The organism is Streptomyces sp. CG4 (genome assembly GCF_041080655.1).
Classification (GTDB): Bacteria; Actinomycetota; Actinomycetes; order Streptomycetales; family Streptomycetaceae; genus Streptomyces.
The window spans coordinates 1963944-1977431 of record NZ_CP163525.1 but is presented as its reverse complement, the minus strand read 5'-3'; the positions used below and the strand labels follow the sequence as shown (position 1 = coordinate 1977431).

At 68.8% G+C, this 13488-nt stretch carries 12 protein-coding genes; 7 read left to right on the top strand and 5 right to left on the bottom strand.

Features of this window, described 5'->3' with window-relative positions:
• Positions 1 to 22: 22 nt before the first annotated feature.
• The gene (locus tag AB5L52_RS09165) at positions 23 to 3244 is read right to left on the bottom strand and encodes a bifunctional cytochrome P450/NADPH--P450 reductase (protein ID WP_369363278.1); all 3222 of its coding nucleotides are present in this window, start codon (positions 3242 to 3244) and stop codon (positions 23 to 25) included.
• A gap of 251 nt (positions 3245 to 3495) precedes the next feature.
• Here AB5L52_RS09165 and AB5L52_RS09160 point away from each other — a divergent pair, with 251 nt between their 5' ends.
• From AB5L52_RS09160 to AB5L52_RS09150, 3 genes are all read left to right on the top strand, one after another.
• Positions 3496 to 4149 carry a TetR/AcrR family transcriptional regulator gene (locus tag AB5L52_RS09160; protein WP_369363277.1) on the top strand — a complete coding sequence of 218 codons (654 nt, stop codon included), beginning with the start codon at positions 3496 to 3498 and terminating at the stop codon, positions 4147 to 4149.
• A gap of 157 nt (positions 4150 to 4306) precedes the next feature.
• Positions 4307 to 4483 carry a hypothetical protein gene (locus tag AB5L52_RS09155; RefSeq protein ID WP_351570661.1) on the top strand — a complete coding sequence of 59 codons (177 nt, stop codon included), beginning with the start codon at positions 4307 to 4309 and terminating at the stop codon, positions 4481 to 4483.
• 424 nt (positions 4484 to 4907) lie between these two features.
• Positions 4908 to 6071: a PP2C family protein-serine/threonine phosphatase gene (locus tag AB5L52_RS09150; protein WP_369363275.1), complete on the top strand. Its 1164-nt coding sequence runs from the start codon at positions 4908 to 4910 to the stop codon at positions 6069 to 6071.
• 55 nt (positions 6072 to 6126) lie between these two features.
• Here AB5L52_RS09150 and AB5L52_RS09145 read toward each other — a convergent pair whose 3' ends face one another.
• The 3 genes from AB5L52_RS09145 to AB5L52_RS09135 all read right to left on the bottom strand — a co-directional run bounded on the left by AB5L52_RS09145 (position 6127) and on the right by AB5L52_RS09135 (position 7693).
• Positions 6127 to 6456, bottom strand: a complete 330-nt coding sequence (locus tag AB5L52_RS09145) for an NIPSNAP family protein (RefSeq protein ID WP_351570655.1) — start codon at positions 6454 to 6456, stop codon at positions 6127 to 6129.
• Positions 6457 to 6498: 42 nt separating this feature from the next.
• A complete protein-coding gene (locus AB5L52_RS09140; protein ID WP_351766328.1) occupies positions 6499 to 6900 on the bottom strand; it encodes an SsgA family sporulation/cell division regulator in 402 nt (133 codons plus the stop codon).
• Positions 6901 to 7252: 352 nt separating this feature from the next.
• Entirely contained in the window at positions 7253 to 7693 is a 441-nt protein-coding gene (locus AB5L52_RS09135; RefSeq protein WP_369363274.1) for a hypothetical protein, read from the bottom strand.
• Positions 7694 to 8077: 384 nt separating this feature from the next.
• On the opposite strand from AB5L52_RS09135, the gene AB5L52_RS09130 reads away from it, so the two are divergent.
• From AB5L52_RS09130 to AB5L52_RS09120, 3 genes are read left to right on the top strand one after another with little or no spacing between them, the layout of a single operon-like run.
• Positions 8078 to 8287 (top strand): ferredoxin, encoded by a 210-nt coding sequence (locus AB5L52_RS09130; protein ID WP_030176846.1) that lies wholly within the window; start codon positions 8078 to 8080, stop codon positions 8285 to 8287.
• Complete coding sequence (locus tag AB5L52_RS09125) at positions 8277 to 9632, top strand: NAD(P)/FAD-dependent oxidoreductase (protein ID WP_369363273.1); 1356 nt, start codon at positions 8277 to 8279, stop codon at positions 9630 to 9632. Before AB5L52_RS09130 ends, AB5L52_RS09125 begins: the two co-directional genes overlap by 11 nt.
• Before the next feature lie 30 nt (positions 9633 to 9662).
• Positions 9663 to 10847, top strand: coding sequence for a cytochrome P450 (locus tag AB5L52_RS09120; protein WP_351570643.1), 1185 nt, complete (start codon positions 9663 to 9665; stop codon positions 10845 to 10847).
• Between the two features lie 235 nt (positions 10848 to 11082).
• Here the strand turns inward: AB5L52_RS09120 and AB5L52_RS09115 are convergent, their stop codons facing one another.
• Positions 11083 to 12324: an MFS transporter gene (locus AB5L52_RS09115; protein WP_369363271.1), complete on the bottom strand. Its 1242-nt coding sequence runs from the start codon at positions 12322 to 12324 to the stop codon at positions 11083 to 11085.
• A 139-nt stretch (positions 12325 to 12463) separates the two neighbouring features.
• Between AB5L52_RS09115 and AB5L52_RS09110 the strand changes: the two genes are divergently transcribed.
• Entirely contained in the window at positions 12464 to 13423 is a 960-nt protein-coding gene (locus AB5L52_RS09110; protein ID WP_369363269.1) for a LysR family transcriptional regulator, read from the top strand.
• Positions 13424 to 13488 lie beyond the last annotated feature (65 nt).

The window sequence follows — 13488 nt, the reverse complement described above, 5'->3', positions numbered from 1 at the left end:
CGCCCTTGACGGCGTGCGACGGTCAGGCGAAGACGTCCTGCTGGTAGCGCTCGTCCGCTTCGAGCTGGGCGAGCCACTGCTGGGCGGTCTCCTCGTCGCTGCCGGTCTTCTGGCGGTGGAGGGCGGCGAGTGCCTCGCGGACGGCGGGGGCCATGCGGCGGCCGTCACCGCAGACGTAGATGTACGCGCCGTCCTCGATGGCCTGCCACACCGTGTCGGCGGCATGGGCGATGGCGTTCTGCACGAAGCGGGCCGGGTGGCCGGTCACCGCGGAGAAGGCGGTGTGGATCTGCGCGATCCCGGCCTGCTCCCAGTCCTGCATCTCCTGCTTGTAGAAGTAGTCGTGTTCCGGGTGGCGGCAGCCGACGAAGACCTGCGACGCGCCCACCTGGGTGCCCTTCGCGTGCTGTGTCGCCCGCTCCTCCAGGAAGCCGCGCAGCGGCGCGATGCCGGTGCCGGGGCCGATGAGGATCAGCGGCGTGGCGGGGTCGGCGGGCGGGGCGAAGGTGGGGGAGGGCACGCGGACGTAGCCGTAGACGACGTCTCCGGGCTCGAGGCCGGCGATGTAGGAGGAGCAGGTGCCGCGGTACTGGCCGTCGCCGGACAGGGCCGGGCCTTCCAGCAGGCCGACGGTCAGGCGCACGTGGCGCGGGTTGGCGGACGGGGCGGAGGAGATGGAGTAGAAGCGCGGGCGGATGGGGCCCATCATCTCCAGGAACACGGCCAGCGGCAGCTCGACGGCCGGGAAGCGCTCCAGCAGGCCCAGCACCGAGATGCGCTTGCCGAGGACCTCCTTCTGGTAGCGCTCCTCGGCCTCCTGGGTGTCGGCGGTGTACGCCTGGAGCTGCGGCCGGGTCCACGGGCACTCGGTGTACTCGGCGAGCGTCTGGATCTGGGACCGGGTGGCCACGTCCTGCAGCTCCAGGAACTCGGTGAGCAGGATGCCGGCGGTGACCGGCGTGCCGACCGGCAGGTGGGTGCGGCCACCGGCCGGCTGGTCGAGCCGGAGCACCTGGTCGTACTCGACACCGAGCCGCCTCAAAGCGCGCTCCGCCAGGGCGAGTTCGTTCTTGGCGAAGACGGCCAGGTGGTTGCCGGTGTCGTAGGTGACGCCGTCGGGCAGCTCGAAGGTGATGGACTTCGCGGACGGGCGCGGCGGCTCGATCTGGAAGTCCCACAGTCCGGTCGCGTCGGCCACGAGTTCCTCGTTGGCGACCACGGTGAGCGGGTAAGCCTGCTCGGAGACGATGGCGGGGCGCACGTCGGACTCGGTGAGCAGCTGGACCTGGTAACGGGGGCCGCTCGCCTGAGAGGTGTCGGCGGCGTACTCCTCGGCCAGGGTGGCCCACAGGGTGTCCATCCACCGCGTGGCCATGCCGTCGAAGTCCCCGGCGGCGTCCGCGATGCCGCGTTCGACGACCGGGGTGGCGCCGGCGGCCAGCAGACCTTCCTCGATCCGCTTGGGGAATGCCTGGTAGGTGGCCACCCACTGGGTGTTGCCGGCGCCCAGCAGCGCGTACCGCACATTCGTCAGCGAGCCCTCGGGCAGCCCGGCGCCGAGCAGGTCGTCGAAGCGCTGGGCGTTGTCGGGAGCCTTGCCGTTGTAGCTGGCCGCCACCACGGCGAGCAGGCCCTCGGAGGGCAGGTTGTCACCCAGCTCGTCCAGGCTCACCAGCGTGGTGCCGAAGCCGGAGCGCTCACCTCGGTCGGCGATGGTGCGCGCCAGGTCCTCGCACGAACCCAGGCTGGAGCCGTAGGCGACGGTCAGGTTCACCCCGACACCGCTGACCGCTGCCTGCGCCTGCGTGTCGCCGGTCTGCAGGTCCGCGGCGCCGAAAACGGTCCGCTCGTGCTCCTGACGACGGCGGACGATCAGCTCGAAGTTGCCGGGCTTGCGCGTCAACGCCTCCCGCACGTCCATCTTGTAGTCGCTGGTGTCCGAGAGCTTGAACTTCTGCAGCACCAACGCCAGGGCCAGGCGGGCCTCGGTCAGCGCGAACTGCCGGCCGATGCAGGCACGCACACCGTTGCCGAACGGCTTGTAGGCGTGCGGGTGCTGCTGAGCCCGGTTCTCCGGCAGCCACCGGTCGATGTCGAACTCATCGGGACGGTCCCACGCCTTGGGGTGGGTGTGCAGGGGACCCTCGAGGATGTTGACCCGCGTGCCCTTCTTGAGAAGGTAGCGGCCACCGATGACGGTGTCCTCCAGCGGAGCCTTGCCGAACGCCGGGATCGGAGCCCACAGACGCAGGGTCTCGTCCAGGATCCGCGGGATGACGTCCAGCTGCATGATCGTGTCGTAGTCCGGGACGGTGTCGCCGGGCAGCAGGCGGTCCACCTCGGCATACGCCTGGGCCAGGACGTGCGGGTTGCGCATCAGCGAGTACGTGGCGAACGACAGCAGACCACTGGTGGTCTCGTGACCGGCGATCAGAAACGTCAGCACCTGGTCGCGGACGTTGTCGTCGGCCAGCAGCTTGCCGGTCTCCGGGTCGGTGGCCTCCAGCATCAGACCCAGCAGGTCCTCCTCACCGGTGCCCTTCTCCTCGCGGCGCTCCTTGATCACACTCTCGACCAGGTCCTGCATCAGCCGGATGTTGTCGCGGTACTTGCGGTCGTCCGCCTTGCGCAGCTTGGTCATCATCGGCAGCTCCTGCGAGCGCCGCAGCGACTCGATCAGCGCCTCCAGCAGCGCGTTGAGGAAGGGGTGCAGCTCCTCCTTGTCGAAGGACTTGAACCGGTAGCCGAACCCCGACAGGGCGATGGTGTCCAGCGTCAGGCGGGTGTAGTCGTCGGTGATGTTGACCGACTGACCCTCCCGGCGCTCCCACTTGCCCGCCAGGTTCTGGGCGATCTCCAGCATCTGCCCGAAGTACGCCTTCATGGCCCGCTGGCTGAACGCCGGCAGCAGGACACGGTGTGCCATGCCCCATTCCTCTTCGTACTGGTGGGCCGTGAACAGGCCCGCCCCCGCGAAGTCCCGGACGTGGTGCAGCGGCGTCTTGTCGATCTGCTTGAAGAACCGCGTCTCGTCGCAGACCTCGGCCACCAGGTCCGGGTCGTAGACGAAGACCTGCTCGATGCCGGCGATGTCCATGCCGTAGATGCCCTCGGGGAACTGCTTGGACAGCTCACCGAAGTACTCCACCGGATTGGTGTCGGGGATCTGCGGCGTGTTGCCGAGGAGGGGGATCCCGCGCGGGGACCGGATGGGGCGAAGGCCGTTCGCGGAGTGCGTGGTCATGTCTTGCTCCTCTGCGGAGGGGTGGAGGGGGATGGGCAAGGGCGCGCTGCGTAGGTCGATGCCGTGGCGCCGTACGGAAACATACGCCGTATGGAATTTGAACCATACGAGGTATGGAAAGTGGGGCGCAACCCCGGGAGCCCAGGTGAGGCTGTGGTGAAGCTCATTTCCGTACCGTGTACGGAACTGGTACCATACGAGGTATGGAAAAGCAGGTGAGACGTCCCCCGCGGGGAACGAGGAAGAGAGACGTGCCTCTGACGGAGGCCGGGATCTATGCCGCCGCCCTGCGGCTCATCGACGAGGACGGGGTCGAGGCGCTCACCATGCGCAAACTCGCCACCGCGCTCGACGCGAACCCGATGTCGCTGTACCACCACGTGCCGAACAAGGAAGCCGTGCTGCGCGGCGTGACGAGAATGGTCGGAGCGCAGTTCCGCACCGTGACCCTGGAGGACGCTCCCTGGCAGGAGCGGATCCGTCTGCTCGCCACGGACTTCCGGACCCTGGCGCACCGTCACCCCAAGCTGCTGGCGTACTCGTTCAGCCACCAGCCGGACTTCATCCAGCCCGACGACCCGTTCTGGACCGCCCTCACCGCCATCGTGGCCGCTGCCGGTGTGCCGCAGTCAGAGGTCTCGGAGATCGCCGCGCTGATGGTCGCCGTCGTCATCGGTGTCCTCACCGCGGAACTCAACGGCGCTCTCCAGCAGTGGTCGACCCTCAAGCCCCACGGCCCTGAAGCCGTCGAAGACGAGGCCGCGGACGCAGACCCTGGCTCTACCAGTGCGGCCCCTGAAGGCCCTGACCAGGACCGCATGTTCCGCCTCGTGATGGACACGCTGATCACGGGCCTGGAAAGCCGCCTCACCACCGGTCGTGACGGCCGGCGCGCCGGCCATTGAGCCAGTCAGCCTGAGACACTGCGCCCCAAGCGCTGGCGCCTGCGGCGCGCCTGCCGTCGGGCGATCTCAGACTGCGACACACGGGAGCCACCCCGTCACATCGGGTGAGACCGCCCGGGCGGGGTGGTTCCACATCCAGCCTCTACACGGCAGCCGTATGCCGACGCTGAACCGCGCAATGACCATGGTCGTTGGCTTGTTCCTGGTCTCCCTCCTGAAGCAGGAGACCGTCGGCCTCGTCGAGCTGAATCACCGGCGTTGTCCGTTCACCGAGGCGGCTACGCCGCCGAGTGCTCCCGCCCGTGAGCGCGAAGTGTCGCCCCGTACCGGATGAGACCTACCCGATCTCTCGATCCGTTCTTTTCTCTCTTCCTCCATCCCTCATTTGCTGTCCGGAGGGCTGCCTCCATGTCCCAGAACGCCACCGTCGCTGCTTGCGGCGCCGAGACCGACCGGCAGTGGGTGGTCACCGCCTATGCGCTGGCTTTCGGCAGTCTGCTGCTGCTCGGCGGCCCCGTCGGCCCTGTCGGTCCTGATGACCACCTTCACCGATCCGCCCGAGCGGGCGAAAGCTTTCACTGTCGCTCGGACCTCGGCGGCACCGCCTGGAACCAGTTGCTCCGCCGACCTGGGCTAGCAACCAGCGGTAATGGGTGAGTGCTCCCGTCCGCGCTCACATGCAACACCGCAAGCCGTACCGACCTCGACAGGAACCGACGCAGGGGCATGTACGGCCGGAGAGGGCGTAAAAAGGGCGTATGGGTGCGAGAGGTCTATCGGGAGACCGCCTCCTGGAGCAGCGCGCGGGGGGCGGGCTGCTGGTGATCGCGCTCGCACTGATCGTTGCCATCACGGTGACCGACATCGGCATCGGCACCAGTGTTCATCTGGGCCCGTTGCTGGTCATCGCGCCGACTCTGACCGCCTCCTTCGCCGGTCCACGGCTGACCGCCCTGGTCGGGGCTCTGGCGCAGGCAGCCCTGGTGATCATCTCGGTCTTCCACGGCGGGCTGACCACGACCAACCACGTGGCGCAGCTCATCGCCCTGGCCGTGCTGTCGGCTCTGGTGGTCTTCATCACCTACGTGCGGGAGCGGCGTGCCCGGGAGCTGAGCCGGGTGCGGTCGGTGGCCGAGACGGCCCAGTGGATTCTGCTGCGGCCTCCACCCCGCCGCATCGGACCATTGCGGGTGGCCTGGCTGTATCTGGCCGCTGAGGAGGAGGCCCAGATCGGGGGCGACCTGTTGGCGGTGGCCCGCGCCGATCACCCCTGCACCCGGGTACTCATCGGCGACGTACGAGGCCATGGGCTGGCCTCCATCGGCGAGGCGTCGGTGGTGATGGGCGCGTTCCGTGAGGGCGCTCACCGGTACGCCTCCCTGCCCGAACTCGTCACCGCAGTCGAAGACAGCGTCTGCCGGAATCTGGAGGAGGTCGCCGATACCGCGCATGACGTCGACGAGCACTTCATCACCGCCATCATGGTCGACATCCCCGATCAGGGCCCGCAGGCCGAGATGCTCAACTGCGGCCATCCGCCGCCGCTGCTGGTCCGTGGAGACCAGGTGACCGTCCTGTACTCCCGCCGGCCCGCGCCCCCCTTGGGCCTGTGCGCCCTCTGCATCCGCAAGGACAGCACCGACCCCTTCACCTTGGAACCGGGTGACATGCTGCTGCTCTACACCGACGGCGTGATCGAAGCACGCTCACCGGCTGGAGCCTTCTATCCGCTTGCCGAGCGAGTCGCCGCCTTCCCCCCTTCAAACCCCGACGCGCTGCTGCACCACATTCACCGTGACCTGCTCGCGCACACCGGAGGGCGACTCACCGACGACGCCGCCTTCCTGATCATCGAACGCACCCCCTCGCGTCATCTGCACCGGCCGCACCTCATGTCCCGCGCCGGGGAATCCTCCCCGTGACAAGAGCTGTTCGACCATGGCCCCTATGGCCGAAGCGCCGGTCGCGCCGGAACCGTCAGCGCAAGGGTGAGTCGGAGGTGGGCATCAGCGCGGTCTCGGTGACACCGACGATCTGGCCGAGGTCGAAGCCCTCCATGTCGGCGCTGAACTCCGGGCCGGCCAGGTACGCCAGCAGCCGTTCCTGCACGTCGTCGCCGTCCCTGTAGGAGACGAGGGCGTACAGCTTGGGCGGCTCACTTCCGAAAGCCGCGGGCACCGTCCAGATGCCGTGCGTGGTGATCCGGTACTTCGCCATACCGGGGATGTGCTTGGACCAGATGTTCTCGTAGGCGACGAGCGCCTCAGGGCTGCACAGCGTGTAGACACGGAGCTGGTACTGGGACATGGACACTCGTTCCTTTTCTGCATGAGCATGGATAGCCAGTGGTCAGCTTTGCGAGAGCAGGTGCGCCAGTTCGACATCCCAGTCGATGCGTCCGGCCTCGGTGCCCCGTGGCACCAGAGCCTCCGTGCGCTCCAGGAATGCCTTGACGTCCTGCACGGGAACCTCGAGCAGGGCGGTGCCCGCGCGAGACCCGAGAGCGATGTACATCGCCTGGTCGCCACGGCCGACGGCCGACCAGATCCGGACGTCCCCATGACCTGCGGAACCTTTCAGGCCATCGGTCAGAAGATCACGCCCCAGGACCCATTCGACCGGCTCGTCGCTGTGGGGGAAGAAGGCGGCACGGACGATATAGGGATCGTCGGGCTCGTACCGCAGACGCATACACAGGGGGAGCGAGTAGGTGCGCGAGACGACGAGCTGCGCGGTCAGTCCTTGAACCACGGCCCTCAAAGACTCCATCGGTATGCACTCCAAGGCATCCCCTGCCTCGGCTGCGTCCTGCCGCTTGCGGCAGCGAAAAGGCATCGGAGGAAGAGGCGTTGTAGCAGGGCTCGGGCGCCGGTCGGCATCGGCGGACCGTGCGATTCGTGGCGGCGCGGCAGCGTGGCGGCGCGTGCCTGCGACCCGGGGTGTCCGCAGGCAGGTTCAAGAGGAGCAGGCCCTCACTCAATCGCCCGCCCGGGCGGCGGCCAGGGGACCGCTGATCCTTGACCAGCGGTCGCATCCCTGCCGCCGGCAGGCATCAGAGCGAGGGGTACGGCTTCGGCCCATGTGGGCACAAGCAGTACCTGTCTCACCGTTCGCCGTGGTTCCGGTCGTAGTGGTCCCAGCCGAGGTAGTCCCGGTCGCCGTGGTACTGGTCGTGGTGGTCCCGGTCCCGGCCGTCGCGCTCGTAGCGGTTCCAGTTGTGCCGGTACGACCTGTCGGACTTCCACCCGCGCCCCTCGTCGTCCCAGCGGTAGCAGCGACCGTCGCGGCTGTGCCAGGACGAGTCGGTGACACGGTCGTCGTGGTGCCAGCCACGATTTGCGTCCCAGCAATAGCCCTGCTCGATCAGGTAGCCGACGCCGTGGTCCCAACGGTAGTCGGCGGCGTTGACGCCGACGGCCGGCCGCTGGACGTGCACGGGGGAGGTGGTCGCGGCCGAAGCGGTGCCCCCGGCACCGACAACGGCGACACCCGCGACCGCCACGGAGGAAACAGCGACAGCAATCCGCCTCGTGAGCTTCTTCATGATCTTTCCTTCCGGTTGGTGCGATCTGCAGCAACGGCTGCTTTTGCAGGCGATGTGATGCGCCTGGCGTTGTCCGGTCAGCAGTTCCATGCGATGTATGGAATCGCCCTGCCAGGATAACCATACGTCGTATGGAAATGGTGGGGCGGTGACAGTGACTCGGGTCACCCGGACGAGCTGACCGCAGGGTGCACCACTGCTTCGGTGAGGTGTCACCGCTGAACGCTGACGAGCAACTGGAAGGTGGTTCCCGGGAGTTCGTCCATTTCTCTCTCATCGTGCTGGCCCGAATCCCAGCTCTCGATCACAAGGCATGCAGGCACCCGGGTCTGGCCCCATGCTGGAGATGAGGGGGGTGTGGCAACGGAGGAAGAAGTGGTGGAGATGCGGACCGTTGTCGACCTCACACGCTGCCAGGGCTATGCACAGTGCGTGTTCCTCGCCCCGGAGGTGTTCGAGCTGCACGGGGAGGAGGGGCTGCTGTACGCCACTGCCGTCCCGGACGACCAGGTGGAGCGGGTACGCCAGGCCGCGGCGGCGTGCCCGGTGCAGGCGATCCTCCTCGGGGAAGAGGTGAGCACCGGTGCCCGGTGACCTGAAAGACGGCCGTATCGTCATCGTCGGCGCGTCGCTGGTCGGGCTGAGAGCCGCGGAGGTGCTGCGCGAGGAGGGCTTCACCGGCTCACTGACCGTGGTCGGCGACGAGCCCCATGCGCCCTACGACCGGCCGCCGCTGTCCAAGCAGGTACTGCTTGGGCAGGCGACGCCGGACACCCTTGAGCTGCCGATGCGCCGGGACCCGCACGCCGAGTGGCGCCTCGGCGTGCGTGCCACCGGCGTGGACCTGCTGGCGAAACGGGTACTGCTGGCCGACGGCGAGTCGCTGCCCTACGACCGGCTGCTGATCGCCACCGGAACCCGCGCACGGCCCTGGCCCAACCCGGAGGAAGGCGCCCTGGACGGGGTGTTCACCCTGCGCACGCGCGAGGACGGCGCGGGACTGGCCGATCGGCTGGCCGCGAGACCAGAGCGAGTCCTGGTGATCGGCGGCGGTTTCACCGGCTCCGAGATCGCCTCCGCCTGCCGGGAACTGGGCCTTGAGGTGACCGTCGCCGAACGCGGCCCCGCACCCCTGGTAGGTGCGCTCGGCGGCACCCTGTCCAAGCTCGCCGCCGTCATGCAGCGCAACCACGGCGTGGACCTGCGCACCGGAGTGACAGTCACCGCCCTGAACGGCAACGGCGCCTTCACCGGCGCGCAGCTGTCCGACGGCAGCCGCGTCGAGGCGGACGTGTGCGTCGTGGCACTGGGCGCGATCCGCAACGTGGAGTGGCTGGCGGAGTCCGGGCTGGCGGCGGGCCCACGCGGCATCGCCTGCGACGCAGGCTGCCGGGCCTTCAACATGTACGGGATCGTCACCGACGACGTCTTCGTGGCCGGCGACGTCTCCCGCTTCCCCCACCCGCTGTTCGGCTACCAGATGCTGTCCCTGGAACACTGGGGCAACGCGGTCGAGCAGGCCGCGGTTGCGGCCCACAACATGGTCAACCCGGGGCCGCTGCAGCGCCCGCACCTGGCCATCCCGGTCTTCTGGTCGACCCAGTTCGGACTCAACATCAAGTCGGTGGGCGTCCCCACCTACTCCGACCACGTGGTCATCGCCCAGGGCTCCCTGGAGGCGCGCCGGCTCGCGATGGTCTACGGCTACCAGGGCCGGGTTACCGCCGCCGTCACCGTCGACATGGCCAAGGCGCTCGACTACTACCGACACCTGATCGAGACCGCCGCTCCCTTCCCGCCCCCGCCCGGCGCACAGGACTGTGCGATCGCCGCCGACATCACGATCCCCTCCGCCGTACCGGACCCCTCCGTGCTGTCCCACGGCCCGACCGTCGCACTCACCGGTCACCTTCCCGACCGCCGGCTGACGGTGGTGTAGCCCACATCCCGCCCCCTACGAGGAGCCACCATGGACTCCGCGACCTTGCTGGCACGGATCACCGACTACGCCAGCCGCCCCAACCCCTATCCGCTGTACGCGGAACTCCGCGAGGCCGGTCCTGTGGTCCAGCAGGCCGACGGCAGCTACCTGATCGGCACCTACCACCACATCGCCGCTCTGCTCCACGACCCACGGATGAGTGCCGATCCCCGCACCCGCGGCGAGGTGACCCACAAGCCGCCGTTCCTGCGGCTCGACGACCCCGAGCACCACAGGCTGCGCACACTCGCCATGCGGCCTTTCGGGCCTCCGCACAGCCCTGGCCGGGTCGACGGCATGCGCGGCGAGATCGACCGGATCACCAAGGAACTGCTGGAGGCCTTCGAGGCGGGCCGGCAGATCGACGTCGTCGACGACTTCGCCTACCCGCTGCCCGTCACCGTGATCTGCCGCCTGCTCGGCGTGCCGCACGAGGACGAGCCGCTCTTCCGGGCCTGGTCCGACGCGATCGTCGCAGCCGCCGACGTCAGGCCCGACGACGACTCCACCGAGCCGGACAAGGCCGGCGACCAGGCGCGGATGGAGATGGGCGGCTACCTGTTGAACCTGGCCGAGCAGCGCCGTGGCAAGCCGGGCGACGACATGCTCTCCGCCTTCGTCAACGAGCCGGACCCGGCCCTGCGGCTCACCCAGGAGGAACTCGCGGAAACCGCCGTACTGCTCCTCATCGCCGGACACGAGACCACGGTCAACCTGATCGCCAACGGCGCCCTCACCTTCCTGCGCCAGCCCGAGCAAGGGGACCGGCTGCGCCGGGAACCGGAGCTGCTGCCGCGTGCTGTGGAGGAACTGCTGCGCTACGAGCCCCCGGTCCACATGCGCGAGCGCATCCCGCACGCCGACGTGGACGTCGCCGGTACGCCCATACCCCAAGGCGCGTCCGTGATCCTGGCCCTCGCCTCCGGCAACCGCGACCCCCAGCGGTTCCCCGACCCCGATCGGTTCGACCCCGCCCGCCCGGACAACCAGCACCTCGGCTTCGGCAGTGGCATCCATGCCTGCTACGGCGGCCCCTTGGCCCGTGTCGAGGCTTACGCCGCGCTCGGCGCGCTGCTTCCCTGTCTCGCGACGGCAAGCCTGGCCCAGGACCCGCCCCCCTACCGGCAGAACGCCATGCTTCGCGGACCCCGCCACCTGCCCATCCACCTATGAAGCCGAGGGGCACGGCGCCCTCGTCAGGCTGCAGCGGCAAGAGGGCGCCCGACGCCGCAGCGGCCTCATCCGTGGACAGGTCGAGCATGTGCAGGAGCATCTCAGCCATGCTGTCCGAGGACCAGAGAGGTCTTCAACCTGGTGCTGGTGCCTGGCTGGTGTGTGACTGGTCGACGCGGACGCGTGTCGGCGGGGCGGCTGCGGCCCGCGGGCTGCAATGGCGAGTCGGGGCAGGTCATGAGCGGCTACCGGCCGGTTCCGGCTCGGCTGCTACGTGGTCGTGTCGGGGAAGCAGGAGTGGTGTGGTCAGGATGAGCAGGCCCGCGACCGTGAGCGCGGTGCGTGGGCCGGTGACGTCGGCGAGCAGTCCGCCGAGCGCGGTGAGGAGGGCGATGGACGTCTGCTGGCCGATCGACCAGGCCGACAGGGTGCGGGCGACGAGCTGCTTGGGGGTGTGTTCGAGCCGGTAGGTGGCGAGTACCGGGGTGTACAGGCTCATGTTGAAGATGATCGCCAGCTCTACGGCTATCACGATGACGAGGCCGACGACGCCGGGGCGGACGAAGGCCAGGCCGATCAGCCAGATGGCGCGCAGGGTGCCGACGGTCCGGAAGACCCCGTGCCGGCCGTAGCGGGCCACGACGCGAGGGGCCAGCCGGGAGCCGATGAGCCCGCCGACACAGGGGGCGGCGAAGGCGAGGCCGTACTGCCAGGGCGGGAACCCGAGCTGGCGAAGCAGGAGCACGGCCAGCAGCGGCTCGGTGGCCATGATCAGACCGCCGACGAGTATCTGGTTGAGATAGAGCGCCCGCAGACCGGGGTGGCCCATGATGTGGCGCCAGCCGTCGAGCAATGCGCCCGCCCGCACCGGACTTTGGCCGGTTCCACGGGGCGCTTCTTCTCGGCCGCGGATCGCGGTGATGCCCAGCGCGGAGAGCAGGTAGCTGAGCGCGTCGGCCACCACGGTGGTGACCGGACCGAACAGGCCGATCGCCGCCCCGCCCAGCGGTGGCCCGACCGCGATGGAGCTCCAGTTCGTGGACTCGAACCGCGCGTTGGCCACGAGCAGGTCATCCGGCCGGACGAGGGCCTTGAGGTAGGCGCCGGCGGCCGCGTTGAAGGCGATCTTGGCCGCGGCGACCATGGCCGAGACCACGAGCAACTGGACGAAACCGAGCCGGCCGAAGGCGTAGGCGACCGGGATCGTCGCCATGAGCGCGAACCGGGCCAGGTCCATCGCGATCATGACCGGGCGCTTGCGCCGGAACTCCACCCACGGCGCGAGCGGCACCGCGATCAACGCGCCCACCGCAGGTCCCACCGCGGACAGCGCGGACACCTCGGCCGGGGGCGCATGCAACGCCAGCACGGCGATCAGCGGGAACGCCCCGAATCCCAGCCCGGACCCGTAGGCACTCACCGCATATGCCGCCCACAGCCAGCCGAACTGCCGGCCCAGCCGTCTCCTGCCCCTCATGCGCACAGCGCCCCCTTGATGCCCCGCTCGAACAAACCGACATTGACCAGTGAGAGCTAAGCGAGCAGCACAACAGCAGGTCAAACAACCGACCGGCCAGCGAGGCACAACCTTCCGTTGTTCACTAAGGTGGACAGGCGTGGATCTCGAAGCCGTACGTACCTTCGTCGCCGTCGCGGAAGCGGGCCAGTTCCAGAAGGCCGCCGCCGACCTGTCGATCACCCAGCAGGCCGTCTCCAAGCGCATCGCCGGGCTGGAGAAGGAACTGGATGTACGCCTGTTCACCCGCACCGCCCGCGGCTCCCAGCTCACCGTCGACGGCCAGGCATTCCTGCCCCACGCCCGTGAACCTCTCCGGGTGGCAGAGCGGGCTGACGCGTCCGTCCGCCCTGGCCGGCGCGCTCTGCGCGTCGATGTCGTCAACCGGCGGATCGTGACGGCGGGGCTGGTCCAGGACTTCTACCGCGTGCATCCCGAGATCGAACTGGATGTCGTGACCCTGGACACCGACGTCGACGGCGCGATCGCCGCTGTCGAAGCCGGGACGGTCGACGCCACGTTCCACGCGGTTCCGCCGCAGCAGCACCTACCGGACGTGATCAGGACCGCTCGAGTGGTCGACGAGCCGCACCAGTTGCTCGTCGGACCGCGCCACCCGCTCGCCAACGCCCGTGCCGTCACGCCAGGGCGACTCGCCGGACACCGCATCTGGATGCCCGGCCTGGACGCCCGAGGTGAGGTGGCCGCCTACTACGACGAACTCGCCACCGTCTTCGGTGTCACGATCGACGTGGTGGGACCCGTCTTCGGGAACGAGGCGCTGCTGGCTGAGATCGCCGACTCCTCAGATCTCGCGACTCTGGTCGGCGAAGGCTCGCGGTATCTGTGGCCGGACAGCTACGACCTGCGGCGCATCCCGGTACGCGACCCGTCGCCGGTCTACCCGATGTCGCTGATCTGGCGCGACGACAACCTCCATCCCGCGCTCAGGGAACTTCGCAACTACCTCGACTCCAGACGGACGGACTCACCCGATGTCAACGTCTGGCTACCGAAATGGGAACAGCGGGCAGCCCCGAGCCCGACCCGCGAAGTCTGAGCCGACGGTCCACGCTCCGCCCCGTGTTGACGAAAAGTAGCCACCCTGAAGCGCAGGGTCACCAT

Excerpts from the sequence above, each read along its gene's own strand:
- AB5L52_RS09165 (WP_369363278.1), bottom strand. The coding sequence starts at position 3,244 with ATGACCACGCACTCCGCGAACGGCCTTCGCCCCATCCGGTCCCCGCGC.
- AB5L52_RS09155 (WP_351570661.1), top strand. The coding sequence starts at position 4,307 with ATGCCGACGCTGAACCGCGCAATGACCATGGTCGTTGGCTTGTTCCTG.
- AB5L52_RS09150 (WP_369363275.1), top strand. The coding sequence starts at position 4,908 with ATGGGTGCGAGAGGTCTATCGGGAGACCGCCTCCTGGAGCAGCGCGCG.
- AB5L52_RS09145 (WP_351570655.1), bottom strand. The coding sequence starts at position 6,456 with ATGTCCCAGTACCAGCTCCGTGTCTACACGCTGTGCAGCCCTGAGGCG.
- AB5L52_RS09135 (WP_369363274.1), bottom strand. The coding sequence starts at position 7,693 with ATGAAGAAGCTCACGAGGCGGATTGCTGTCGCTGTTTCCTCCGTGGCG.
- AB5L52_RS09130 (WP_030176846.1), top strand. The coding sequence starts at position 8,078 with ATGCGGACCGTTGTCGACCTCACACGCTGCCAGGGCTATGCACAGTGC.
- AB5L52_RS09120 (WP_351570643.1), top strand. The coding sequence starts at position 9,663 with ATGGACTCCGCGACCTTGCTGGCACGGATCACCGACTACGCCAGCCGC.
- AB5L52_RS09115 (WP_369363271.1), bottom strand. The coding sequence starts at position 12,324 with ATGAGGGGCAGGAGACGGCTGGGCCGGCAGTTCGGCTGGCTGTGGGCG.